Origin of the sequence: Halopenitus sp. POP-27, assembly GCF_029889855.1 — an archaeon.
GTDB lineage: Archaea > Halobacteriota > Halobacteria > Halobacteriales > Haloferacaceae > Halopenitus > Halopenitus malekzadehii.
The window spans coordinates 48350-73151 of sequence record NZ_JARANU010000014.1 but is presented as its reverse complement, the minus strand read 5'-3'; the positions used below and the strand labels follow the sequence as shown (position 1 = coordinate 73151).

Sequence of the window (24802 nt, the reverse complement as noted above, 5' to 3'; positions counted from 1 at the left end):
GTGGCGGCTCCCTTGAAGCCGCCGAACCGGGTACCGGACCCCGGGTCGGGACCCAACCGTCTACCCGAGGCCCAACCGTCTACCCGAGGCCCAGCCGCCTGCCCGGGACCCGGCCACCGTCGCGGCGACGGCTCCGAAGTCCCTAAGGTCGGCGCGTCCCTGGATCACGTATGCAGTCGCTGGTCATCGTGGCTCACGGGTCACACCTCAATCCGGACTCGAGTACGCCGACGTACGACCACGCCGACACCATTCGCGAGGCGGGCGCCTTCGGCGAGGTCCGCACGGGCTTCTGGAAGGAGGAACCACACCTCCGGGAGGTCCTTCGGACCGTCGAGGGCGAGGAGGTGTACGTCGTTCCACTGTTCATCTCCGAGGGCTATTTCACCGAACAGGTGATCCCGCGTGAACTCCGCCTGGAGGGGTGGGACGTCGAGCAGTGGGGATCCGACGGCCTCTCGGCCGACCAGGCCACGCTGACGGCGACGGACACGGGACAGACCGTCCACTACTGCGGGCCGGTCGGCACGCACGAGGCGATGACCGACGTGTTGATCCGGCGAGCGGAGACCGTGACCGACGACCCCGACGTCGGCGACGGGTTCGGCCTCGCAGTCGTGGGCCACGGCACCGAGCGCAACGAGAACTCGGCGAAGGCGATCGAGTACCACGCGGATCGGATCCGCGAGACCGGCCGCTTCGACGAGGTCACGGCGTTGTATATGGATGAGGACCCCGAGGTCGACGACGTGACCGACCACTTCACCGCGACGGACGTGGTCGTGGTGCCCCTTTTCATCGCCGACGGCTTCCACACCCAGGAGGACATCCCGGAGGACATGGGGCTCACCGACGACTACCGGACCGGTTACGAGGTGCCCGCGACCGTCGACGGCCACCGGATCTGGTACGCCGGCGCGGTCGGGACCGAGCCGCTGTTGGCCGACGTGGTGCTCGAGCGCGCGGCCGACGCGGGCGCCGACGTCGGGGCGGCGATCGAGCGCGTTCGTCGAACCACCGCCGTCGCGGCGGGGGAACGATGACGGGACACGCCGAGGCCGACGGGACGGTCCCGGATCGCGACGCGGTGCCATCGATCGACCTCCCGACGGCCGCGGTCGACGCGCTGGCGCGGTCGCCGGACGACGACCACCGTGCACCGACGATCGCGGTCGACGGGTTCCGGGTCACGGCCACGACCGGCGACACGTACACCTTCGAGACGGCGGCGGAGCGACACACCGGTCTGTCCCGAGCTGAACTCGCGGACGCCGCCCGCGACCACGACGTTCTCGTCGCCGATTGGTACGTCTTCGAGCACGTCGTCGACGACGAGGGGGCCCGCGGAGCCTTCCTCCGGTGGCTGGAGGGAGCGACGGAGCGTCTCGAACGCCTCGGACGTCTCGATGACGGGCGAACCGACGCGGCGGATGCGAGCACGTCCGATGCGGCCGAGCGATCGGAACCGACGACCGCAACCGCGATCCGAGACCGGTTCAGGTCGCTGGCGTCGGGCATCGAGCACGACTGGGGCCAGCTCCGGATCACGGCCACGATCGCAGACGACGGAACGCGCCGCTACGCGATCCGCCACGCCGACGCGGCGGGGATCGACCGGGACCATCTCGAAACGCACGATGACCCACGGGACGCACGGTCGATCGCCAAACACGATCCGGACGGCCGATATCGACCGCTCAAGACCGCGCCGACGCTGCCGACCGGGTGGGTCTTTCCCGACCTCGACGCCCACGAGTGTTACGAGACCGTCGAGACGTTCTACCCTGCGACCGTCGCCAACTGGGACCGGGAGCGGCGCGGCGACCTCGACGTCTCCCACTGGCACGAGACGATGGCGCGACAGACCGGTATCTACGGCCTGATCGAGACGTGGGACCGCGGCGAGGGACACGAACACGTCGAGTGGGTCGCGGAGACGTGCTGTGCGGATTCACAGTGCCTCAAGCGTCGCGAGTGGGAGTACGACGCCGAGACCGACCTGTCCGTCGACGGCGGCGACGGGGTCTTCCCCTGCCGTGAGCCCTGCTCGCTCGTCGTCTCGGCCGCCCGCCGGTGGACGAAACTCGAGTCGGAGGCCGAACGCACCTACGAGTTCGACCTCACGCCGAGCGAGAAAGAGCAGCTGGAGGCGCTCATCGACGCGGTCGCCGACGGACGCGTCGAGGAGATCCGCGAGGCGGACCTCTCGGAGGGGGCGAACCGATACCGAACCAGGTTCCTGCGGGCCAAGCGGTTCGACGACGACGGGACCCTCTGTGGCGTCCCGACCAACCCCGAAGAGGGGACGACCGGCGAATAAGCGGCGGCCGAATCACCGAAGGGCCAACGCGAGCGCGACGACGACTGCGGCGACGACGATGCCGGCCGCCAGGAAGACGATGGGCGTGTTCAGGGCGGTGCCGACAGCGAGCGCGAGCGCGACGGCGATCGCCGCCACGACGATCGCCGGGCCGAGACCGTCGCCGAAAACCGCATCGAGCGCCGCAACGAACCGCTCGGCGGGCGTCGGTTCGGGGTCCCGCTCGGGCGGATCCGCCAGTGACTCGTCAACGGTCACCGACTCCGACGCCGGATCCGGCGCCGGCTCGACGATGACGGTGATGTAGGACGTTCCCGACCCGTGGCCGACGACGGCCTTGAGCTTTCCACGGACGGTCTCGGCAGGCCGATTCGGGGTCACGTCGACGTGAACGACCCGCCGGGCGTCGGCCTCGAGGTAGTGGTTCGTCTCCCCGAGGCTGGCGATCCGTCCGAGGTCGTCGTCGACGTTGAGGTGAACGTGGGCGGCCTGGCCCTGATTGTCGATCGCCATCTCGAAGGATCCCTCGACCGTGATCCGGTCGGGAACCGCGATCGAGTGCACGCCGTCGCCGTTCACCTCGATCGGGATCGTCTGCACGTCCATACTCTCGCGTGCACGGTAGAAAAAGGTTCACGACGATCGACGAAGGGCGACCGAGCTTACGCCGGCGCGTCCTCGCGCATATCCGGCGGGAGGAGGTTCGGGATGCCGTCCTCGATCGGGTACGTCTCCCCGCAGTCGGTGCAGGTGAGCGTGCCCGCGAGGATCTCGCCGTCCTCGCGGTCCTCGACGGCCAGGTCGAGATCGTGTTTATCGAGCGGACAGCAGATGATATCCAGCAGCGACTCCTTCATGGCCGGCGGTAGGCGAGGCGCCATCAAAAGTCTGCGGGTTGTGCCCGGCCCGAGCGACGGTGGTGGGTAGCAGCACCGACGGAGAAGCGGGCGGCGACGTCGCCGTGACGCTCCGGATCACCCGCGGCCGTACCGGAACAGCGTCGCGGACGCGACGGCGGCCGCTGCGGGAACGATCGCGAGCAGGAGAAACAGGGCGCGCTGTGTCGTGTACGCCAGGATGGCCCCGCTGACGGCGGCTCCAAGCGACCCGACCCCGAAGTTCGCGAGATACATATACCCGTAGGCGATCCCGCGATCGCCGGACCCGGTGTATTCGGCGACGACGGCCTGCATCAGCGGCTGCTCTCCGAACAGCACGAACCCGAGCAGGAGGCTTACGCCGACCACGGCCACGACGCCGAAGGCCGCGGCCGGGACGAACGCAAGGCTGAGCGCGGCGAGCAGCAGAAACGCGCCGATCGCCACCTGCTCGGGCGGGTACCGGTCGCTGAGCCTGCCGCCGACGTATTGGCCACCCATCCCCACACACAGCAGCGCGACGTAGACGTACCGGGAGGGGGCGACCTCGCGATCGAGGAGGACGACCGGCTCAAGGACCGGCGAGTCGGAGAGGATCTCGGGCAGGAAGGTGAGTATCCCGCGGTAGAAGAACCCCTGCAGAACCACGATGGCGAAGACGATCGCGAACAGACCCGCGAACAGCGTCCGGCTATCCGTGAGGACCTCGCGGACCGAGGGTGGATCGCCGGTTCCGGAGCCGCCCGACCCGGAGCCATTACTCTCCGCAACCGCGGCCGTCTCGTCGACGTCGACGAGCGCGATCGCGATGGCGGCGATGATGGCGGGGATCGCGAACGCCGCCGTGACGGTCCGCCACGGAAGGGTCATCAGGAGGAGGACGGCGATGAGCGGTCCGAGCGTGATGCCGAGGTTACCCGCCATCCCGTGGAAGGCGAACGCCGACCCACGGTCCTCGATGCCGGTGCTAATGAGCCGAAGCCCCGAGGGGTGATACAGGCTTGCGCCAGCCCCCCACACCAACAGTGCCGCCGTCAGGCCGGCGATCCCGCCGAATCCCAACAGGAGAAAGCCGAGCCCCATCCCGAGCAGGCACCCGATCACCAGTCGCTTCGAGCCGTAAACGTCGGCGGCGATACCGGCGGGCAGGGATCCGATCCCGAACAGCGCGTAGCCGACCGCGACGACGGTTCCCATCGTGCCGGATCCGACGTCGAAGGCGACCATCCAGTAGGTGAGAAAGACCGGGATGGACATCTCGAAGGCGTGGACCATCCCGTGACCGGTCATCGCGATCGCGAGGATCGACCGGTCGTTGCCGTTCATCCCGTCTCAGGCGGTCTCGAAGGGGTTCGCGAGCTCGATCGTCTCCTCGCGTCCGGGACCGACGCCAACGGCGTAGACCGGCGCGTCGACCGCATCGCTCAGGTACTCGAGGTACGCTCGCGTCTCCGCGGGCAGGGCATCGAGGCCGGCGTCGGCTCCCTCGGCGGCGACGGCAGACCAGTCGACGTCCGGCCACGGGTCGAACTCGCGGAAGACCGGCTCACACCGGCCCCACTCCTCGGTGGTCGCGGGCATCGACTCGATGCGCTCGCCGTCGAGCTCGTAGGCGTCACACACCTTCAGCTCGTCGAGCCCCGAGAGGACGTCCACGTGGTTGACCGCGATTCCGGTGAATCCGGAGACGCGCGCGGCGTGGCGAAGCATCGGCAGGTCGAGCCAGCCGATGCGGCGCGGCCGACCGGTGACGGTGCCGAACTCGCCGCCCCGTTCGCGGATGTGGTCGGCCAGTTCCTCCTCCCTGTCGGTACCGTCGAGCTCGGTCGGCAGCGGGCCGGTTCCGACCCGCGAGAGGTAGGCCTTGACGATGCCGACGACCTCTCCCTGACCGACGACGGTCGGGCCGACTCCGGAGCCGACCGCGGCGCCGCCGGCGGTGGGGTTCGAGGAGGTGACGTAGGGGTAGATGCCGTGGTCGATGTCGATCGACGTTCCCTGGGCGCCCTCGAACATGATCCGGTCGCCCGCCTGGCGGGCTTCGTGGAGGAACTGCGAGCAGTTGATCGCCATCCCGTCCGCGGCGAGGCGGTCACCGTAATCGGCGTACTCCTCGAGGAGGGCGTCGACGTCGAAGGCGTCGGCGTGGTCGCTGGCAGCGACGTCGAGACCGTAGACCTCCTCGGCAAGTGCCCGCTTTTGCGGGACGACGTACTCGAGCCGATCCCGGAGCACTTCACGGTCAAGCAGGTCGCCGATCCGGATCCCGCGCCGGCCGGCCTTGTCCTCGTAGGTCGGGCCGATCCCCCGGCCGGTCGTCCCGGCGTCGAGGTCGGAGTCGGATTTGACCTCCTCCTCGATGCCGTCGAGCACGCGGTGATACGGCAGGATGGCGTGGGCGCGCTTGGCGACGCGCACGTCGGGGTCGAGCCCCCGGTCGCGCAGGCCGTCGATCTCCTCGAAAAGCGTTCGCGGGTTCACGACGCAGCCGTTCCCGAGGACGCCGATCTTGTCTCGAACGGCGCCGCTCGGGACCAACGATAGCTTGTACTCGTCGCCGCCCTCGACGACGGTGTGGCCGGCGTTGTCGCCGCCCTGATAACGGACGATGACGTCCGCGTCCCCTCCCCACCGGTCGACGAGGGCGCCCTTGCCCTCGTCTCCCAGCTGGGAGCCGACGATGGTGACTGTCATACACCCGCCCTTCTACAGGCCGTACTAAACCGATTACGGTCCGTCCGTCGCGAGGAGTACTCGACGCCACACCAACCCGACCGGAGGCTGCAACTCCCCGAACGGATCGCCCCAGTGCGATCATCTATACGGGTGGGTACCCAATACCAGAGACGCATGACGCAACTCGGGATCGACGCCGACTGGAGCGCGATGTACATCGACGGCGAGTGGATCGAGGCGGCCGGCGGGGAGACGATCGCCGTCGAGGATCCCTCGACGCGTGAGACGGTCGCCCACGTCCCGCGCGGGACGGAGGCGGACGTCGACGCCGCCTACGAGGCCGCCGCCGCGGCCCAGGAGGAGTGGGCCGCAGCGCCGCCGGCACGCCGGGAAGAGGCGATGCAGTCCCTGCTGGGCGCGCTGGAGGAACACCACGAGGCGATCGTCGACCTGCTCGCCGCCGAGGCCGGCGGATCGCGGGCGATGGGTGAAACGTCCGTCCATCTCGCGACCGACCAGGCCGCCGAGGCCGCGACGCTGCCGCGCCGGATGAAGGGCGAGACGGCCGCCTCGAACGTACCGGGCAAGGAGAACGTGGTCGAGCGGATTCCGTCCGGGACCGTCACCGTCATCTCGCCGTGGAACTTCCCGTTGAACCTCTCGATGCGGGCGGTCGCGCCCGCGATCGCGGCCGGAAACACGGTCGTTCTCAAGCCCTCGACGAACACGCCGATCGTGGGTGGACTGCTGTTCGCGAAACTGCTTGAGACGGCCGACCTCCCGGACGGCGTCCTCAACGTGGTCACCGGCCGCGGGTCGGCGATCGGCGACCGCGTGGCGAGCCACCCCGTCAGCGACGTGGTCGCATTCACGGGGTCGACGCCGGTCGGCCGGCAGGTGGCGGCCCAGGCCGCCGAGAACCTCGCGACGCCGGCGATGGAGTTAGGTGGGAACAACGCCCACATCGTCACCGCCGAGGCGGACCTCGATCGGGCGATCGACGCCGCCGTCTTCGGGTCGTTCGTCCATCAGGGACAGGTGTGTATCTCCATCAACCGCCACCTCGTCCACGAGGCCGTCTACGACGAATACGTCGACCGACTCGTCGAGCGTGCCGAGTCGATCTCGGCCGGCACCGCCCACGATCCCGAGACGATCGTCGGCCCGATCATCGACGAGTCCCAGCGCGAGGAGATGCTCGAGTACGTCGAGGAGACGGTTGCGGCCGGCGCGACCCTCGAGACCGGCGGCGAGACGGTTCCACTTGACGGCGTCGACGACTCGCTCGTGGTCGCCCCAACCGTGCTCTCGGACGTCACGAACGACATGTCGGCCGCCTGTTTCGAGCACTTCGGCCCGATCGCGCCCGTGATCCCGTTCTCGGACGTCGACGAGGCGGTGGCGCTCGCCAACGATACCGAGTACGGCCTGTCGGGGTCGGTTCACGCCGGCGACGTCGGGACCGGGCGCGCCATCGCCGACCGGCTCGAGACCGGGATGGTTCACGTCGGCGACCAGCCCATCAACGACGAGGCCCACGTCCCCTTCAGCGGCACCAAGGCCTCCGGAATGGGCGGCTACAACGCCGAGGAGTTCCTCCACGAGGTCACCGAGACGAAGTGGATCTCGCTGCAACACGAGCCGCGGGAGTACCCGTTCTAGGAATTCGTTCTCGGAACCCGTTCCGGGGGCCCGTTCTAGCTCCCGGTGTCGTACTTGTACGTCGCCGTGTCGGGGTCGATGCCGAAGTCCTCGGGCGACTCCTCGTGGTCTCCATCCGTCTCCCCCTCGGCGATGGCGTTCTTGAACGCCTCGCGATCACCCGCGGGGAGGTCGAAGGCGTCGACGTCGATCCGGAGGCCGACCACCGCTTCGTCGACGACCGACCGTTTCTCCGAGAGCCGCTCGCGCAGCCGGTCGGGGAGGTCGGCGTCATCGATCGGTTCGAAGCCGAAGCGCTCGAGGTAGCCGGGCTCGTCGGTGAGCGAGTAGACGGCCTCGAACCCCTCCGTGGCGGCCGTCTCGACGAGCCGCTCGATGACGTGTGCACCGACCCCCTGGCCCCGCCAGGGCTCGAGGACGCCGATACCGGTCAGCTCACACAACTCGGGGTCGTCCTTGTGGATCCGGAGCCGTCCGAACCCGACGCGCTCGTTCGCCTCCTCGTCGACCGCGATGACGTAATCCCGCGAGCGAAACGACATATCGTCGAGACCCATCGCCTCGATGTGGTCGAGCAACCACGCTTCGTCCCGGTTTTTGGCATCACGGACGTACATACTCGCGGCTAAGAACCCCCACGGTGAAAACCGTTCCCCGCCGAACCACGAAAGTACTTACCGGATCGATCACAAGACCCACGGGATGGATCCCCTCGATGACTGCGCGGAGATCGCCTACCGCCCGGATCCGGAAACCGCCGCGAAGACGAACGTCCGGGCGTTCATGCGCGAGTACGGGATCGACGACTACGACGAGCTGATCGACCGAACCTGTTACGGGATCGACGGCGTCGAGGAGTCCGGCGTGGAGTGGTTCTGGGACGAGATCGTCGACTATCTCGGGATCGAGTTCGACGAGCCCTACGACGCGGTTCGTGACGATACCGACGGCCCGCAGTTCTCCAACTGGTACGTCGACGGCGAGCTGAACGTTGCACACAACGTCTGTGACCGCCACGCCGCGCCGGGATCGCCGACCCGGAACCGCGTCGCGGTCGTCTGGGAGGGCGAGCCCGGCGACGTCCGCGAGCTGACCTACCACGAGCTCGCCCGCGAAAGCGATCGGGTGGCAGCCTACCTGGAGTCGATCGGAACCGATCCCGGCGACACGGTCGGGCTGTATATGCCGATGGTTCCGGAGGTCGTCCCGATCCTCTACGGCTGTTTCAAGGTCGGCGCGATCGCCGTCCCGATCTTCTCCGGGTTCGGGACCGAGGCCACCGCGACGCGGATCGCCGACGCGGAACCGGCGGTCCTGTTCACCGCCGATGGCTTCCACCGCCGCGGCTCGTCGGTGACGCTCAAGGACACTGCGGACGCGGCGATCGAGACGGCCGGACACGTCGAACACGTCGTGGTGTACGACCGGCTCGGGCGGACGCCGGATACAGAGACGCCGAATGAGGGGGCTCCGGACGCGGAGGCGCTGGACACGGTCCCCTGGACGGACGGACGCGACGAGACCTGGGCGGCGGCGATCGACTCACAGCCGGTCGGCCACGGGGCCGAACCGCTCCCCGCCGATCACGAGTCGCTGCTGTTGTACTCCTCGGGAACCACCGGCGAGCCGAAGGGGATCGTTCACACCCACGCCGGCGTCCTTCTCCAGTGCAGCAAGGAGATCCACTTCGGGTTCGACCATCGACCGAGCGACCGGTTCTTCTGGGTCTCGGACATCGGCTGGATGATGGGACCGTGGATGCTGATCGGCAACCACACCTTCGGCGGCACGGTCGTCCTCTATGAGGGCGCCCCTGACTACCCGGACCCCGACCGATTCTGGGAGCTGATCGAAACGCACGGCGTGACGACCTTCGGGGTCTCGCCGACGGCGATCCGGGCGTTGCGAGAACACGGCGACGACTGGGTCGACCGACACGACCTCTCGAGCCTACGGCTGCTCGGATCGACCGGGGAGCCGTGGGACCCTGAGTCCTGGCACTGGTTCCACGAGACGGTGGGGAACGGCGAGTGTCCGATCATCAACATCTCCGGCGGGACCGAGATCTGCGGCTGTTTCCTGATGCCGATGCCCGACCAGCCGCTGAAACCGTGCACGCTTGGCGGGCCCGGGCTCGGGATGTGCGTGGACGTCGTCGACGAGACCGGCGAGTCCGTTCGGGAGGCCGGCGAGCGGGGCTACCTGGTCGCTCGCGACTCCTGTCCCTCGATGACCAAGAGCCTCTGGTCGGGCGACGATCGATACCTCGCGGAGTATTGGTCGCGGTGGGAGGGGCTGTGGAACCACGGCGATTTCGCACAGGTCGACGCGGACGGGTTCTGGTTCCTCCACGGTCGTGCCGACGACACGTTGAACGTCGCGGGCCGGACGGTCGGTCCCGCCGAGATCGAAGGCGTCCTGGTCGAGCATCCCGCGGTGACACAGGCGGCCGCGATCGGCGTTCCCGACGAGACGACGGGGACCGCGGTCGTCTGCTACGTCATCCTCGATCCCGACGCGGAACCGACCGACGAGCTCCGCTCCGAGCTGCGAGCGCTGGTCGGCGAGCAGCACGGCAAGCCCTTCCGACCGCGTGCGATCCGGTTCGTGCCCGAATTCCCCGAGACGCAGTCTGGAAAGGTCGTTCGCCGCGCCATCGCGGCAGCCCACCGCGGGGAGGACCCGGGCGATCGCTCGTCGATCGAAAATCCCGAGGCGATCGCGCGGATCCGCGATCTGCAGTGAGTCACCGCTTGCCACGGTGAGCGATGGACGGGAATGGGCAGCGGGAACCGGGAGACGAAGCCGGGAAACGAACTCGTCCCCGGACGGTCAGATCGGAACGTCGTCAGGGCGGATCGCGTCCGGGTCGTCGCGGTCGGCGGTTACGACCAGGTCCTCCGGGGCGATCGCGGACTCGGCATCCGGACGCGACAACACCGTCACTCCGCCGCCACACAGCGGCGCGAGCACGCCGGCCACGACCGCACCTGGATGCGCGAGCGAAGCTCGGAGGACGACCCGGCGGCCGGGGCCGAGATCGTATCGGTCAGCGACGCCGACCGCGGCGTCGATCGCGTCGCCGTGAGTGATGGGATCGCCGCCGGGCGAGCACAGCAGCGGATCCGCCGGCTCGATCGTCGGCGACGGGAACGCCGGATTCTCGCTCCAGACGGTTTCCTCCCAGTGGGTGACGGTGGGGTCTGCCGGATCCTCCCCGACGGCGACCACGCGCGTTCCCGGCCCCGCGTCCGCCGTGACGTCCGGAACGTCGGCGGCCGGGACGACGATCGCTTGCGCGCCGGCCGCAAGGCTCGCGTCCACGTCGAACCGGACGCGAGCGCCCAGGAGGCCGGCACCGAGAAACGCGAGGACGAACGGAAAGTCCGGAACCGGCGCGATGCCGACCGCGGCACCCCGCCGGACGCCCTCGTGGCGGAGCGCGTTGCCGGCCTTGTACGCGTTCGTGATCAGGTCGTGGCGGCTGCGCTCCCGGCCGTCCGGCGTCACGAGGGCGGGGTCGTCGCTTCGTCGATCACGGGCGAGCGGGTCCGCGAGAGTCTCCATACGTCGACTCCGGCCGAGAGGCTCAAAAGCGTCCCTCTCGAGCGGTGCGGACGATGGGGAGCGCGGTGCGGACGATCGGCGTCAGGGTGCGGACGTTCGGTATCGGGGTGGTGTCAGAAGGAGCGCTTCAACTTCTCGAAGAAGCCCTGCTCGACGTCGATCTCCTCGCCGCCGGCCTCGGCGAACGCCTCGAGCGCCTCACGCTGGTCGTCGTTGAGCGAGTCGGGGACGACGACCTGCGCCTGGACGTAGAGGTCGCCGCGACCTCGACCGCGCAGTCGGGGCATCCCCTTGCCGGAGAGCCGGAACGTCTCGCCGCTTTGGGTTCCGGCCGGCACGTCCATCTCGACGGTGCCGTCGACGGCCTCGATCTGCACCGTGTCGCCGAAGACGGCCTGCGGGAACGAGACCGCCTCGTGGACGTGGAGATCGGCGCCGTCGCGTTCGAACCGGTCGCCGACGTCGACGTCGACCTCGATGAGGAGGTCGCCGTTCGGCCCGCCGTTCTCGCCGGGCGCGCCCTCGCCCTCCATCCGGAGGCTCTGTCCCGACCGGATCCCCGCGGGGATCTCGACCGACAGCGTCGCCTCGTTGCGGACGGCGCCGTCGCCGCCACAGTCCGAACATCGCTCGCTGTAGGTCTCGCCGGTTCCCTCACACCGGGGACAGGTGGTCGTCTGCTGGACGCGCCCGAGCGGCGTCTGTTGTACCTGGGTCACCTGTCCCTGGCCGCTGCACTGTCGACACGTCGAGACGTCCGCGTCCGGGGGATGGCCGGCGCCGTCACAGGTGTCACACGTCTCAGGGCGGGTGACGGTGAACTGCTTGGTGACGCCCTCGAAGGCCTCCTCCAGATCGATCGTCACGCCCGTCCGGAGGTCCTGACCCTGCCGCGGGCGATTCGGATCGCCGCCGCGACCGCGGCCGCCACCGCCGAAGAACTGGTTGAAGATGTCCTCGAAGCCGCCCGCGCCACCGGCACCGCCGCCGAAGGGGCCGCCCGCACCCCCGCCGGCGCCACCGGCACCGGATCCGGTCGCGCCGCGCTTTTCGGCCTCGACGAACCGATCGTGACCGAGCTGGTCGTACTGGCGGCGCGTCTCCTCGTCGGTGAGGACCTCCTTGGCCTTCTTGATCGTCTTGAACTTCTCCTCGGCGTCGTCGTGGTCGCTGACGTCGGGATGGTATTCGGCCGCCTTCTTTCGATACGCCTGTTTGATGTCGTCGGCGTCGGCGTCCCGTGAGACCCCGAGTACGTCGTAGAAGTCCTCGCTCATGCGTGGTGTGGTAGTCTTGTGGCGTCGTAATTCGTCGGGCTACTTGAAAAGCGTGACCCAGGACGCGGCACAACGATACCGAAAGCATCGATCCGCCCTGTGTCGTCGGTTCAGCCGGCAGCGCCGGCGTGTGCCGGTCGCCGAGGACGACTACTCGTCGTCCTCGCTCTCGTCCCCGTCCACGTCCTCGAAGTCGGCGTCGACGTACTCGTCGTCGCCGGGCTCGGCAGCACCGTTGCCGGCCGCGCCGCCGGGACCGGCCGCACCGCCCATCCCGCCGGGGCCAGCGCCGCCCATTCCGCCGGGACCGGCGCCCGCGGCGCCGGCGCCGCCGGCAGCTCCGGCCTGAGCCGCCTGCTCCTGGTACATCTGCTTGCCGATCTCCTGGAGCTGCTCGGCGAGGTCCTCGGTGACCGACTCGATCTCGTCGATGTCGGCGTCCTCGTCCTCGAGGACGTCCTCGACGTCCGCCATCGCGTCCTCGATGTCGGCGATCACGTCGTCGTCGACCTCCTCCTCGTTCTCGTCGATGAGGGTCTCCGCGCGCTGGACCGTCGACTCGGCCTCGTTGCGGGCCTCGATCAGCTCGCGGCGCTTCTCGTCCTCCTCGGCGTGCTGTTCGGCTTCCTCCTGCATCTGCTCGATCTCCTCATCGGAGAGGCCGGCGCCGCCCTCGATGGTGATCGACTCGGCGTTGCCCGAGCCCTGGTCCTCGGCCTCGACGTTGACGATCCCGTTCTCGTCGATGTTGAACGAGACCTCGATCTGCGGCGTTCCGGCGGGCGCCGGCGGGATGCCGGTGAGCTGGAAGGCGCCAAGCAGCTCGTTCTCCTCGGCGATCTCGCGTTCGCCCTGGAAGACGCGGACGTTGACGGAGGTCTGGTTGTCCGCGGCGGTCGTGAAGACCTTCGAGGCCTCCGTCGGAATCGTCGTGTTCTTCTCGATGAGCCGCTCGAAGAGGCCGCCCTTCACCTCGATGCCCAGCGAGAGGGGTGTCACGTCGAGCAGGACGATGTCGTCGACGTCGCCCGAGAGCACGCCGCCCTGGACGGCCGCGCCCAGCCCGACCGCCTCGTCGGGGTTGACGTTCTTCTTCGGCTCCTGACCGACGAGCTCCTCGACCTTCTCCTGGACCTGCGGCATCCGGGTGGATCCGCCGACGAGGATGACCTCGTCGATGTCGCCCTTCGAATAGCCAGCGTCCTCGAGCGCCTGCTCGGTCGGGCCGACGGTCCGCTCGAGGAGGCCCTCGGTCAGCGACTCGAAGGTGGCTCGGGTGATCGACTGCTCGAGGTGGACCGGGCCGGAGTCGGTCGCCGTGATGAACGGCAGGTTGACCGTCGTCTCCTTCTTGTTCGACAGCTCGATCTTCGCCTCCTCGGCGGCCTCGGTGAGCCGCTGGAGGGCCTGCCGGTCCTCACGGAGGTCGATCCCGTGGTCGTTCTCGAACTCCTCGGCGAGGTGGCCGATGATCGCCTCGTCCCAGTCGTCGCCGCCGAGGTCGTTGTCCCCGTTGGTCGCGACGACCTCGTAGACGCCGCCGCCGAGATCGAGGATGGAGACGTCGAAGGTGCCGCCGCCCAGGTCGTAGACGAGGACGGTCTGGTCGGACTCGTCGTCGAGGCCGTAGGCCATCGCGGCCGCCGTGGGCTCGTTGACGATCCGGTCGACCTCGAAGCCGGCGATCTCGCCGGCGTCCTTGGTCGCCTGTCGCTGCTTGTCGTTGAAGTAGGCCGGGACGGTGATGACCGCCTTCTCGACGTCGTCGCCGAGGTACTCCTCGGCGTCGCGTTTGATCTTCTGGAGGATCATCGCCGAGACCTGCTCGGGCGTGTACTCCTCGCCCTCTATCTCGACGGTGTAGTCCTCCTCGCCCATGTGCCGCTTGATGGACTGGATCGTTCGGTCGGGGTTCTGAATCGCCTGGTTCTTGGCGGGTTTGCCGACCAGCCGCTCGCCGTCGTCGGAAAACGCGACGATCGACGGCGTCGTCCGGTCGCCTTCGGCGTTCGCGATGATCTCCGGGTCGCCACCCTCCATCACCGCGAACGCTGAGTTCGTGGTACCGAGGTCGATACCGAGGATCTTGTTGCTCGCCATCTTGGGAGGAAATACCGGCTTGCGTCGGTTAAAGGTTACTAGACGGGACCGATCGGCGGTTCAAACGAACCCGACGCAGTCGTGCGGTTTCGTCGATCGGCGTGTTCTCGTGTTCGGTGTATTTATACAGATCCACATTTCAACCGACGCCCACGCTCGTGGGCGGGCGTCGCGCGCTTCGTGTCACTCCCGACCGTGGCCGAGCGGCTTCTTCCGGTCGACCTCGACCTCGACGTGGACGGAGTCGGGGAACTCGCGACCGACCATCTCGCGGGCGATGTCGTCGGCGCCGTGGATCTCCAGTTTGCGCGCGTACACCGTGTACTCCCACGGGGAGAACTGGTCGCCCGGACGGAGCTGTTTATAGAGCTGGACGCGGGTTCGTTCGGGCGAAAAGGCGTGGGGGCCCTTACACTCTACGCCCTTGCGTTCGATCGTCCGGTGGAGATCGTCGACGGTCTCCTCGAGGACGCGCCGATCACCGGATTCGAACGAGAGTTTGGTGACGAAGGTCATCGCTGGGGGATATCGATCGTGGGGCGCCGACGGGTAAAAACGCACCTACATCCGGTTTCCGGAGGGAACGGGAACACGTCACAAACGGATCGGCCGGCGGAAACGAGACGAAAACTCAACACGGAACGTGGACGACGAATCACACAACGTGGATGACGAACCACACGGAACGGAACGGAACGACGTGACGCGGGTGTCGCGTCCGACACCCTCTTTAGCGGCGACCAAGTAGAACGCCGCAATGACGGTCGAAGCGACGAGTGCTGGAGCCATCCTCTTCCGCGACACCCGCGGCCACCGGGAGTATTTACTCCTGAAGAGCCGTCCGGGGGACTGGGAGTTCCCCAAAGGCGGGGTCGAGGGGGACGAGGAGCTCCAGCAAACGGCGATCAGGGAGGTCGAGGAGGAGGCGGGGATCGCGGATTTCCGCCTCATCGACGGCTTCCGCAGGGAGTACGATTACGTCTTCGAGGCGAACGGCGAGACCATCCACAAGACGGTCCACCTGTTCATCGCGCGCTCGTTCGAGGCGAGCGCCGAGCTCTCGAAGGAACACCGCGACCTGCAGTGGCGCGATTACGACCAGGCGATCAACACGATCACCCAGGACGGCCCCCGCGAGATCTTCGAGGAGGCCCACGAGTACCTCGACGAGATCAAAGCCGAGGACGACGACCGGTATCACTAACCACCGGCGGGGCCTACTCCTTCCCAACCGGGACCACGGTACCGCTACCGCGGACCGGAACCGTCTCCGGTCCGATCGACGTCGTCGACGGTCGAACCGGCGCGACGGTCGAACCGGCGTGGCGATGCCGTCCCGGAGCGTCGGCGTCCCCCACGTAACTCCTGCACCGGACGAGTGCGCGATCAACACGACGAGTACGCCGATGACTCAACACACACCGACCCGACCCCGACCGGCCAGACAGCAATGGGGAGACAATGACTGACGAGAATCGTGCCCGGACCACGGGGGAGACTCACGACACCACCGGAGAGGAACGGCAGGACTCGACCGATGACCGACGACGGCAGGACTCAACGGACGACCGACGCCGACGAACGCGGGACCGGACCGGCGAGACACGGAGGCAGGGTCCCACCGACGAGACACGGGACCACCTCGCCTCGTTGTTTCGCGATACGCGACGCAACGCGACGATCGGCTGGGTGCTCGTCCTCCTCGTCGGGCTCGTCTTCATCGAGAGCCTCGTCGGGCTCGATCTCCAATGGCTCATCGTCTCGGCGGCCACCGCAGTCGTGATGGCGATCCCGGCGGTGGCTCGACGTGACTGGCGCGTGATGTTGCCCTGGGAGCTGCTCGTGATCGCCGCGCTCCCGCTCGTGGGGCGAGCGCTCGCGCCGAGCGTCGAGATCGGGATCTTCGCAACCTATCTCGCGCTCGCGGCGCTCGCGTTGCTCGTCGTCGTCGAGCTCGACATGTTCACGCCGATGCGGGTGACCCACTGGTTCGCGGTCGCGCTGGTCGTCGTCGCGACGCTCGCGACGGCGGCGCTGTGGACGATCGTCCGCTGGGGACTGGACCGAACGATGGGCACGGTCTACCTCGCCGACAACGAGGCGTTGATGGTCGAGTTCCTCTGGGTGACGATCGCCGGCGTCGCCGCGGGCCTCCTGTTCGACCTGTACTTCCGCCGGCGCGACCGCGCGCTCACGCGACGGCTCGAACGGGAGCTCGGGGATGCATCGACCTCCGGACCCAGCGACGACGAGGGAGGGGCGTCCCGATGATCCGCCGGCTTCGGGCGGCGCTCCCGAGCGCGACCAAACACGGTCTCGCGCGGACGATGCAGGGCCTGCTCGTGGTCCTCATCGGCTACGGGCTGTGGATCGGCCAGCCGAAGGCCGTGACGAACGGCAGCGCTGCGCTGGCGATCACCTTCGCGCCCGCGATCATCCAACGGAACTACCGCGTGGCGATCGACCCGTTCCTCGCGCTCTGGTTAACGACGGCCGTGTTCCTCCACACGCTCGGGTCGGCCGGTCTCTACGCCACCTGGTGGTGGGACCACATCACTCACGCCACGTCGGCGTCCGTCGTCGCCGCGATCGGCTACGTCGCCGTCCGGGCGGTCGACACCCACCACGAGGAGATCCATCTCCCGCGGCGGTTCTTCGTCGTCTTCCTCGTGGCGTTCGTGCTCGCGTTCGGCGTCGTCTGGGAGCTGTTCGAGTTCGGTCTCGACGTCTTTTCGGCCCGAACCGGGGTCTCGATGCCGCTTGCCCAACACGGCCTCGAGGACACCGTCAAGGACCTGGTGTTCAACTCGATCGGCGCGCTGATCGTCGGTATCTGGGGACAGGCGTACCTCTCGGGTGTCGGCGAGCGCGTGGTCGATCGCCTCCCGGTGGACGACTGAGGGATCGGCGAACGGGGCGGTCGCGAGCCTGCACACGACCGTGATCCCGCGCACCACTCTCCGCACACGGGTGGGAGACCGGCGCACGCACGCCGATAACCGCCAGGCTTTATCCGACCGGGTCTGTACCGGCGGCATGGACCTGCTGGAGCAGTCACTCCTCGACGCCCCGATCATCGAGAAAGGTGACTACGAGTACTTCGTCCACCCGATAAGCGACGGGGTTCCGATGTTGAAACCCGAGCTGCTTCGGGAGATCGTCATCCGGATCATCCGGAAGGCGGAACTCGAGAACGTCGACAAGATCGTCACGCCGGCGGCGATGGGGATCCACATCTCGACGGCGCTGTCGCTGATGACCGACATCCCGCTCGTCGTCATCCGGAAGCGGCAGTACGGCCTGGAGGGCGAGGTCCCGCTGTTTCAGGAGACCGGCTACTCCGAGTCCGAGATGTTCATCAACGACGTCGAACCGGGCGACCGCGTGCTCGTGATCGACGACGTCCTCTCGACGGGCGGGACGATGAAGGCGATCCTCGACGCGCTCACGAACGACATCGGGGCGGACGTCGTCGACGTCGTCGCCGTCATCAAGAAGGCCGGCGAGACCGAACTCGAGGACACGGACTACACCGTCCGGACCCTCATCAACGTCACCGTCGAGGACGGCGAGGTCGTCATCGTCGACGCCCACGGCGACGGGTGAGGTGACTCCGGGGACGCCGAGCCTGGACCGATCGCCCACCCGAGGATCCAGGCGACGGTCCGCCTGTGGATGTTGACTCCGCGCTCACTCCACACGCCGAACGCCGGTGATCTCGAACCGGGCGCCGCCGGAATCCGACTCGACCGCGCGAACGGTCCAGCCGTGTGCCTCCGCGATCTCCGAGACAATGGCGAGGCCGAAGCCGGTTCCCTCAGGCTCGCTCGTGTAGCCGTACTCGAAGACCTCCTCGCGTTTCTCGGGCGGTATCCCGGGCCCGTCGTCGACGACGTAAAATCCCGCCCCGTCCGCAAGCAAGCCGACGGTGATGGTCACGTCCTCGCCGCCGTGTTCGATCGAATTTCGGAAGAGGTTCTCGAGTAGCTGCTGGAGCCGGTCGGCGTCGGCGTCGATGGCGGCGTCGGCATCCACTTCAAGCGTCGCCGATCCCGCGTCGATCACGCTCCAGGCCTCCTCACACACCGTCCCGAGCCGGACATCCTCGGTCTCGCCGATCGGCTGTCCCTGCCGGGCGAGCGTGAGGACGTCGGCGATCAGTTCCTCCATCCGGTCGAGCGCGTTCGCGGCCGCCTCGAGATGCTCGTCGTCGCCGGTCTCCACGGCGAGATCGACGCGTCCCTGGGCGACGTTGAGCGGGTTGCGGAGGTCGTGGGAGACGACGCTTGCGAACCGGTCGAGCCGCTCGTTCTGTCGCTCGAGCTCCATCCGGTAGTGTTCGCGGTCGGTGACGTCGGCGATCGTCAGTAGCCGGCCGAGGTGACGCGACCCGGCAGTAAAGGGCCCCACGGAGATCCGGTAATACCGGGTGTCGCCGTTCCGGTCGACGCGACAGATGTCGTCGTCGGAGTCGATTGCGGCGGCGATTTCGGGAAGCGCCTCGGCGAGCGGCTCGCCGATGACGATGCGGTCGGCGATCTCCGGGAGGTATCGCCGTGCGCTGACGTTGTAATCGCGGACCCGGCCCTCGTCGTCGAGGACGATCACGGGTTCGTCGGCCTCATGGGCGATGCGCGTCGCCTGGAACTGGTCGAAGAAGATGAACAGCACGCCGACCGCGAAGACGGCGACGCCGAGGGGCTCGTAGGTCATATCGATCAGCCCGGGGTTCAGGTAGCCGACGATGTCGAGCACCAGCGGGAGCCCGGTGATGCCGACGAGCACCGCAAGCGGCGTGGTGTCGGCGCCGACCTGCGTGAACTGTTCGACGAGCATAAAGATCCCCACGGTCGCAAGCGCGTAGGCGAGCCCCATCGCGATCCAGTGGCCGATGAGGTGTTGGACGCCGAGGTGGGGGAACGGCGTCGCGCTCGCCTCGGCGACGAAGTACATCCCGTGTATCGGGTTGGTGAACTTCGCCGCGAGGACGACGACGAAGATGCCGATCGCGGTGCGGCGGTAGATCGGCTGCCGGTGGATCGTTCGTCCGGTGTAGGCCGAACAGAAGTAGAGCCACGCGCCGATCGTGGAGAATCCGGCCACCAGACCGATGACGTAGAGGACGAGCGCGATCGTTCCGGGCGGCGCGAGCAGGAACCCGACGTGGGCGGTCGCCCAGAGACCGCTCAGGACCAGCAGCGAGACCAAGCCGGCGCGAACGTCGGGGTCGTCGAACGTTCGTGCGCGCGGGACGCTCGCGAAACACGCGACCGCGGCCGCGGCGAACGCGAGCACGTAGACTGCCAGGAGCGTCGATCCCGAACCGAACGACTGGACGAGCACGTTCCGACCTAATGACGGGGAACGCTAAAGGTGTTTACCCGCCGTCGATCCGGTAGGCGGGCTCCTCGAGACGCTCACAGCGACACTCCGGACACCGGGAGGGTCGCGACAGCAGCGTCTCGAACCGGTCGAACCCGCACTCCGGACAGGTCGGCGGCGCCGCGAGGAACCGCTCGTCGGGCTCGACCGACTCCGCGACGTGTTCGAGGTGCTCGTAGACGACGGGCACCGGCACGGCGAACTCCTCGGCAAGCCCGCTTGCGGTGGCCGCGTCGTCGCGAAGCCGATCGGCGATCCGCTGGCGCGTCGTGCGGTCGTCGGCGGGGGCGGACATACGCGGTGGTATGCCGCCGCCGGGATAAATACGTCTCGCCGTCCCGGGCTGTGACGGTCCCCTCGGCGTCACGTAGATACGTTCGTCCCCGGCGTCGACGTCGGGTCGCCACGAGACGAAAAGAATGATACGACCCCTTCACGTCTGGGCGAGTATATGAAGGCGGTTGTCCTCGCCGGCGGGTACGCGACGCGGCTGTGGCCGATCACGAAGGATCGTCCGAAGATGTTCCTCCCCATCGGCGACCACACGGTCATCGACGAGATCTTCGCGGATCTGGAGGCCGACGACCGGATCGACGAGGTGTTCGTCTCCACGAACGAGCGCTTCGCCGGGGAGTTCGAGACGTATCTGGCGGAGACCGACTTCGACAAGCCCACGCTGTCGATCGAGGACACGACCGACGAGTCCGAGAAGTTCGGCGTCGTCGGCGCGCTCGCCCAGCTCGTCGACCGGGAGGGGATCGACGACGACCTCGTCGTCGTCGCCGGCGACAACCTCATCAGCTTCGACATCGCCGACTTCGTCGACTTCTTCGCGGAGACCGGCGAGCCGGCGCTTGCCGCCTACGACGTCGGCTCCCGCGAGAAGGCGAAGTCCTACGGCCTCGTCGAGCTCGACGGGGATCGCGTCGTCGACTTCCAGGAGAAGCCCGACGACCCCAAGAGCACGCTCGTCTCCATCGCCTGTTACGCGTTCCCCGCCGACCGGCTCGGGGATCTGTCGACCTACCTCGAGGCGGGCGAGAACCCCGACGAGCCCGGGTGGTTCATCCAGTGGCTCCAACAGCGCCGGACGGTGCGGGCGTTCACCTTCGACGGCGCCTGGTTCGACATTGGGACGCCCGAAAGCTACCTCGACGCCATCGAGTGGTCACTCGACGGCGGCACGATCGTCCACGAGGACGCGACGGTGGCCGACTCGCGGCTGGGTGAGACCGTCCACGTGATGGCGGACGCGACCGTCGAGGACGCGACGCTCGACCGGGCCGTCGTCTTCCCGAACGCGAGCGTCCGGAACGCGGAGATCCGCGGGTCGATCATCGACCGCGGCACGACGATCGAGAACTTCGACCTCTCGGGCGCGCTCATCGGCGCCCACACCTCGATCACCGACGGCGGGCAGTTCTAGGCGGCGATCGGCGCCAGCTCTCGGTCGACGGGCAGTTCTCAGTCGGCGCGGGTTCTAGCGATGACCGCCGGCTCGGTCCCGCTGACGGTTCCGGCGATCACTCCAGCCAGGCATCCTCGATGCGCAGGTGGCCGCGTGACCCCTCCCAGACCGGGTCGGCGTCGAACCGGATCGGGCGGTCCATCTCCGGGCCGTCGGTGACGATCGTCTCGAACTCGCCGCCCTCGCCGAGGACGTGGACGCCGTACTCCTCGGTGAGCGCCTGCAGCTCCGCGAGGGCGTCGCGATCCAGCGTTCGGCCGAGCCAGGATTCATCGAGGCCGTAAGCAGCCACCTGAACGATCCTGATCTCGAAGCCGGCGTCGATCATCGCCTCGGCGAGCGCGACCGGGTCGCGCTGCCACAGCGGCGCGAACAGGCCGATCCCCAGCCGGTCACACATCGCCTCGATCCGGCTCGTCTGGAACTCGCTTTCGACGGCGCCGGCGGTGACGCCGGCCAAGTCGATCGGGCCGTGCCGGCGAGCCAGGGCGTCGGTGGGGTCGACGGTCGTCTCGGCGTCCGGTCCGCGCTGGAGACTCGCGAGGGCGGCCTCGAGCGGTTCGAGTTCGGCGTCGCCCTGTGCGCCGGACTCCTCGGCTCCGGCGGCGTCGAAGTCGTCCGGTTCGATCTCGAGGAGGTCGATGCCGATGCTCTCGGCGGCGAGGCTGGCGAGCCCCGTCGCCGGCGTGTGGTACATGTACGAATCCCCCGTCGGATGGACGGTCAGGAGGGCGGCGACATCGAGGTCCGCCTCGAGGGCGCGATGGAGGGCCCACGCGGAGTCCTTGCCGCCCGAAAAGAGGCTCACCCACTCGTCGGTCATACTTGAGACGGCGAGCCCCGCGGATAAAGCGGCAGCGGTCCGGGTGTGAGGACTGCAGGGTGGAGGCGGATGGCTGCAGGGTGGAGGCGGATGGCTGCAGGGTGGAGGCAGATGGCTGCAGGGTGGTGGAAGGGGGAAACGGCGATCCGGGTGTGGGTCGGATGTGGTCGGGGACCGGTCGGGACGTTGATGAGTGCGGGCGTGCAACTCGGTATCGAGATGTACGATCGCGTACTCGTTCCCACGGACGGCACCGAGACGGTCGAGCAGACGCTCCCGCACGCGCTGTCGATCGCCGCCGATAACGACGCCACGGTACACACCCTCTACGTCGTCGACAATCGCCTCGTGACGGCGGCCGAGGGCGACGCCACGGACAACCTCCGGGACTCGCTGGAGGCGGACGGCGAGGCCGCCGTCGCGGACGTCGCCGACCGGGCCGCCGCTGAGGGTCTCGAGACGGTCGAGGCGGTCCGAACGGGGACGCCCTGGAAGGAGGTCCTCGCGTACGCCGACGAGGCGGACTGCGACCTGATCGTCATCGGCGCCCACGGGAAGACGCCCAAGGAGAAGATCGTCTCGCTCGGCAGCGTCTCCGAGCGCGTGGTCGACAACGCCTCGATCCCCGTCTTCGTCGTGCGACGCGACCGATCCGAGTAGCTCCACATCGGGGCGGCTCGCGTCGAGTGGTTCTGGGTCAGAGGAGGGTCGCTCATCCGAGAGGACGAACGCGGCACCGGCCGCGACGGCTGCGAAGACGAACAGGACCGCACTCGTGGGGAATACTCGTAGCGAGCGAGATCACTCCTCGTCGACGTCGTCGGCCTCGGCTCGTTGCGCGCTCAGTTTTTCCCAGATCTCCGTACAGCCGGCTCCGTCCTCAACGTCGGCGAGGTGCTCGTCGTCGGCGACAACTTTGTTACTCATATTTCGAGTAACTACCCGTCGTGGTATCAATCTTCGGGTCGGTGACATCGGTTCCGGTATCTCGGATCCGCCCGATTTGCGGTGAACGCGGTTCAGGACGAAGGTGAAACGATCGTCGGCGGTGAGGTACTCGTCAGCGACGTCGACGCAGGAAACTGTGGGTTAAAGGCGCTCGCGGCGCAGGTCGGCATATGGCCACCGAGCGCGACCCGAGCGATCTGTTGGAGACGCTCGATCGCACCGAGTACGAGGAGCGGGCGCTGGAGCGGTTGCTGGAACTCGGGCGCACGACCGCCCCGGACCTCTCGGAGGCGACCGGGATCCCGAAGGCCCGCATTTACGGCGTGCTCGACGAGCTGGCGGACGCGGGCTACATCAAGGTCATTCCGGGACGACCCAAGCAGTACCAGCCGAAGCCGCCGGCGGCGATCCTCGATCGCGCCGTCGAAAACCGCCGGCAGTCGTACGAATCCTACCGTGCCGAGATCGAGTCGGTTCGCGAGGAATTCCTGGAGACGCTCGGGCCCCTCTACGAGCGCGCGAGCGAGGACATCTCCCCGACCGAGGAACTGTTCCACGTCGTCGACGTCGGCGACCCCAGCGAGGCCGAGACGCGCTCGCTGTATCGGGACGCCGCCGAGCGCGTCGACGTGCTCACGAAGAGTTTCGAGTACTTCGAGTCGGTCGAGCCGGCCGTCGCGGACGCGATCGACCGCGGCCGGGACCTCCGCGTGCTCTTCCTGGACCCGTCCTTTCTGAGCGCGGAGAACGCCGCCGTGCAGGAGCGGACGGTGGCCCGCCTCCGCGACGACTATCCCGACGTCGCGGTCCGGTTCAGCGCGACGCGGTTGCCCTGGCGCGGGACGATCGCGGACCCGAGTATGGCGTACGACTCCGGCCGCGCCGTGTTGCTCGTCGAGGAGGAGGAGATCCCCCTTCACAAGCGGCAGGCCGCGGTCACGGAGAACCCGTCGTTCGTGGCCGGGCTCGAGCGGTACTTCCAGCTCACCTGGGAATACGACACCCTCGAGACCGACCCGTATTCGTGAATCATCTCGGCGTTCACCGACTCGCCGTACCTCACCGATACCGCCGGACGTCGAGGTCGCGAACCGCATCGAAGTGGCCGTCTGCCGTGACGAGCGTCGCTCCCGCATCGCGGACCGTTCCCGCGATGATCGTGTCCATCGCCCCTATCGGCGTTCCCGCGTCCCGGAGTTCCGCGTCGATCACGGCGGCCTCGGCCGCGCCGCCGGGCGAGAGTTCCAGCGGTTCGAGCCAGTCGAGATCCGCACGGGCGTCCGCCACCCCCGATCGCCCGCGCAGCCGCGCGGCGCCGACGAACACCTCGTGCAGCGCGATCGTGGATGCGAACAGGGGACGGCGATCGGTCTCCTCGAGGAACGTGGCGATCTCGGGCTCCCCCTCGAGATAGTCGATCAACGCGTTAGCGTCTAAACAGTGCATTCTGGCGGTCCTCGAAGTCCTCGTCCAACTCGTCACTCGCGTCGTCGACCGCGTCCCGGAGTCCCGTCCCCTTCCAGGCCCCGAACCCCTTCATCACGTCACGTTCATCTCCCGTCACCCGCAGGAGGACGTCGGTGAAGCTCTCGTCATCCCGTTTCATCTCCCGCAACCGCTCGTAGGCCTCCTCGGTCACGGTGATCGTTTTCGTCGCCATACCCGATATCGTGTACACGTACACGTAAATGTATCTGGTAA

26 protein-coding genes are annotated in these 24802 nt (G+C 68.0%); 11 read left to right on the top strand and 15 right to left on the bottom strand.

Features of this window, described 5'->3' with window-relative positions:
* Positions 1-170: 170 nt before the first annotated feature.
* Both OQF70_RS09860 and OQF70_RS09855 read left to right on the top strand, forming a co-directional pair.
* Positions 171-1043, top strand: coding sequence for a CbiX/SirB N-terminal domain-containing protein (locus OQF70_RS09860; protein ID WP_280537312.1), 873 nt, complete (start codon positions 171-173; stop codon positions 1041-1043).
* Entirely contained in the window at positions 1040-2320 is a 1281-nt protein-coding gene (locus tag OQF70_RS09855; protein ID WP_280537311.1) for a DR2241 family protein, read from the top strand. The genes OQF70_RS09860 and OQF70_RS09855 overlap by 4 nt, the downstream gene beginning before the upstream one ends.
* A 12-nt stretch (positions 2321-2332) precedes the next feature.
* On the opposite strand, the gene OQF70_RS09850 is transcribed toward OQF70_RS09855, so the two are convergent.
* From OQF70_RS09850 to OQF70_RS09835, 4 genes are all read right to left on the bottom strand, one after another.
* A complete protein-coding gene (locus tag OQF70_RS09850; RefSeq protein ID WP_280537309.1) occupies positions 2333-2926 on the bottom strand; it encodes a hypothetical protein in 594 nt (197 codons plus the stop codon).
* A gap of 56 nt (positions 2927-2982) precedes the next feature.
* Positions 2983-3177, bottom strand: coding sequence for a methytransferase partner Trm112 (locus OQF70_RS09845; RefSeq protein ID WP_092814273.1), 195 nt, complete (start codon positions 3175-3177; stop codon positions 2983-2985).
* A gap of 117 nt (positions 3178-3294) precedes the next feature.
* Positions 3295-4524, bottom strand: coding sequence for an MFS transporter (locus OQF70_RS09840; protein ID WP_280537307.1), 1230 nt, complete (start codon positions 4522-4524; stop codon positions 3295-3297).
* A 6-nt stretch (positions 4525-4530) separates the two neighbouring features.
* Positions 4531-5892, bottom strand: a complete 1362-nt coding sequence (locus tag OQF70_RS09835) for an adenylosuccinate synthase (RefSeq protein ID WP_280537306.1) — start codon at positions 5890-5892, stop codon at positions 4531-4533.
* Between the two features lie 156 nt (positions 5893-6048).
* On the opposite strand from OQF70_RS09835, the gene OQF70_RS09830 reads away from it, so the two are divergent.
* On the top strand, positions 6049-7536 hold the full coding sequence (locus OQF70_RS09830) for an aldehyde dehydrogenase family protein (RefSeq protein WP_280537304.1): 1488 nt from the start codon (positions 6049-6051) through the stop codon (positions 7534-7536).
* A gap of 35 nt (positions 7537-7571) precedes the next feature.
* Here OQF70_RS09830 and OQF70_RS09825 read toward each other — a convergent pair whose 3' ends face one another.
* Positions 7572-8153: a GNAT family N-acetyltransferase gene (locus tag OQF70_RS09825; RefSeq protein ID WP_280537303.1), complete on the bottom strand. Its 582-nt coding sequence runs from the start codon at positions 8151-8153 to the stop codon at positions 7572-7574.
* 85 nt (positions 8154-8238) lie between these two features.
* On the opposite strand from OQF70_RS09825, the gene OQF70_RS09820 reads away from it, so the two are divergent.
* Positions 8239-10281 carry an AMP-binding protein gene (locus tag OQF70_RS09820; protein ID WP_280537302.1) on the top strand — a complete coding sequence of 681 codons (2043 nt, stop codon included), beginning with the start codon at positions 8239-8241 and terminating at the stop codon, positions 10279-10281.
* An 87-nt stretch (positions 10282-10368) separates the two neighbouring features.
* Here the strand turns inward: OQF70_RS09820 and OQF70_RS09815 are convergent, their stop codons facing one another.
* The 4 genes from OQF70_RS09815 to OQF70_RS09800 form a co-directional block, all read right to left on the bottom strand.
* Positions 10369-11103: a hypothetical protein gene (locus OQF70_RS09815; protein ID WP_280537301.1), complete on the bottom strand. Its 735-nt coding sequence runs from the start codon at positions 11101-11103 to the stop codon at positions 10369-10371.
* A 113-nt stretch (positions 11104-11216) separates the two neighbouring features.
* Positions 11217-12380, bottom strand: a complete 1164-nt coding sequence (dnaJ, locus tag OQF70_RS09810; protein ID WP_280537299.1) for a molecular chaperone DnaJ — start codon at positions 12378-12380, stop codon at positions 11217-11219.
* Positions 12381-12530: 150 nt separating this feature from the next.
* Positions 12531-14480, bottom strand: coding sequence for a molecular chaperone DnaK (gene dnaK / locus OQF70_RS09805; RefSeq protein ID WP_280537298.1), 1950 nt, complete (start codon positions 14478-14480; stop codon positions 12531-12533).
* Positions 14481-14663: 183 nt separating this feature from the next.
* Positions 14664-14996, bottom strand: coding sequence for an uS10/mL48 family ribosomal protein (locus OQF70_RS09800; RefSeq protein ID WP_092814246.1), 333 nt, complete (start codon positions 14994-14996; stop codon positions 14664-14666).
* 241 nt (positions 14997-15237) lie between these two features.
* Between OQF70_RS09800 and OQF70_RS09795 the strand changes: the two genes are divergently transcribed.
* The 4 genes from OQF70_RS09795 to hpt all read left to right on the top strand — a co-directional run bounded on the left by OQF70_RS09795 (position 15238) and on the right by hpt (position 18086).
* Positions 15238-15684, top strand: coding sequence for an NUDIX domain-containing protein (locus OQF70_RS09795; protein WP_092814243.1), 447 nt, complete (start codon positions 15238-15240; stop codon positions 15682-15684).
* Between the two features lie 257 nt (positions 15685-15941).
* Positions 15942-16751: a hypothetical protein gene (locus tag OQF70_RS09790; protein WP_280537297.1), complete on the top strand. Its 810-nt coding sequence runs from the start codon at positions 15942-15944 to the stop codon at positions 16749-16751.
* Entirely contained in the window at positions 16748-17380 is a 633-nt protein-coding gene (locus tag OQF70_RS09785; protein ID WP_280537296.1) for a hypothetical protein, read from the top strand. Before OQF70_RS09790 ends, OQF70_RS09785 begins: the two co-directional genes overlap by 4 nt.
* 136 nt (positions 17381-17516) lie before the next feature.
* Positions 17517-18086, top strand: a complete 570-nt coding sequence (gene hpt / locus OQF70_RS09780) for a hypoxanthine/guanine phosphoribosyltransferase (protein WP_280537294.1) — start codon at positions 17517-17519, stop codon at positions 18084-18086.
* Between the two features lie 84 nt (positions 18087-18170).
* Here the strand turns inward: hpt and OQF70_RS09775 are convergent, their stop codons facing one another.
* Together OQF70_RS09775 and OQF70_RS09770 are read right to left on the bottom strand one after the other, a co-directional pair.
* Complete coding sequence (locus tag OQF70_RS09775; RefSeq protein WP_280537293.1) at positions 18171-19823, bottom strand: ATP-binding protein; 1653 nt, start codon at positions 19821-19823, stop codon at positions 18171-18173.
* 34 nt (positions 19824-19857) lie between these two features.
* Positions 19858-20157 carry a transcriptional regulator gene (locus OQF70_RS09770; protein WP_280537292.1) on the bottom strand — a complete coding sequence of 100 codons (300 nt, stop codon included), beginning with the start codon at positions 20155-20157 and terminating at the stop codon, positions 19858-19860.
* 156 nt (positions 20158-20313) lie between these two features.
* Here OQF70_RS09770 and OQF70_RS09765 point away from each other — a divergent pair, with 156 nt between their 5' ends.
* Entirely contained in the window at positions 20314-21288 is a 975-nt protein-coding gene (locus OQF70_RS09765) for an NDP-sugar synthase (RefSeq protein WP_280537291.1), read from the top strand.
* 97 nt (positions 21289-21385) lie between these two features.
* Here the strand turns inward: OQF70_RS09765 and OQF70_RS09760 are convergent, their stop codons facing one another.
* Positions 21386-22153, bottom strand: coding sequence for a diphthine--ammonia ligase (locus OQF70_RS09760; protein WP_280537290.1), 768 nt, complete (start codon positions 22151-22153; stop codon positions 21386-21388).
* 219 nt (positions 22154-22372) lie between these two features.
* On the opposite strand from OQF70_RS09760, the gene OQF70_RS09755 reads away from it, so the two are divergent.
* Entirely contained in the window at positions 22373-22813 is a 441-nt protein-coding gene (locus OQF70_RS09755) for a universal stress protein (RefSeq protein WP_280537289.1), read from the top strand.
* 141 nt (positions 22814-22954) lie between these two features.
* On the opposite strand, the gene OQF70_RS09750 is transcribed toward OQF70_RS09755, so the two are convergent.
* Complete coding sequence (locus OQF70_RS09750; protein ID WP_280537288.1) at positions 22955-23080, bottom strand: hypothetical protein; 126 nt, start codon at positions 23078-23080, stop codon at positions 22955-22957.
* Positions 23081-23271: 191 nt separating this feature from the next.
* Between OQF70_RS09750 and OQF70_RS09745 the strand changes: the two genes are divergently transcribed.
* Entirely contained in the window at positions 23272-24129 is an 858-nt protein-coding gene (locus OQF70_RS09745; protein ID WP_280537287.1) for a helix-turn-helix domain-containing protein, read from the top strand.
* A 31-nt stretch (positions 24130-24160) separates the two neighbouring features.
* Here OQF70_RS09745 and OQF70_RS09740 read toward each other — a convergent pair whose 3' ends face one another.
* Together OQF70_RS09740 and OQF70_RS09735 are read right to left on the bottom strand one after the other, a co-directional pair.
* Positions 24161-24547, bottom strand: a complete 387-nt coding sequence (locus tag OQF70_RS09740; protein ID WP_280537286.1) for a type II toxin-antitoxin system VapC family toxin — start codon at positions 24545-24547, stop codon at positions 24161-24163.
* Entirely contained in the window at positions 24528-24761 is a 234-nt protein-coding gene (locus OQF70_RS09735) for an antitoxin VapB family protein (protein ID WP_280537285.1), read from the bottom strand. Before OQF70_RS09735 ends, OQF70_RS09740 begins: the two co-directional genes overlap by 20 nt.
* Positions 24762-24802: the final 41 nt, after the last annotated feature.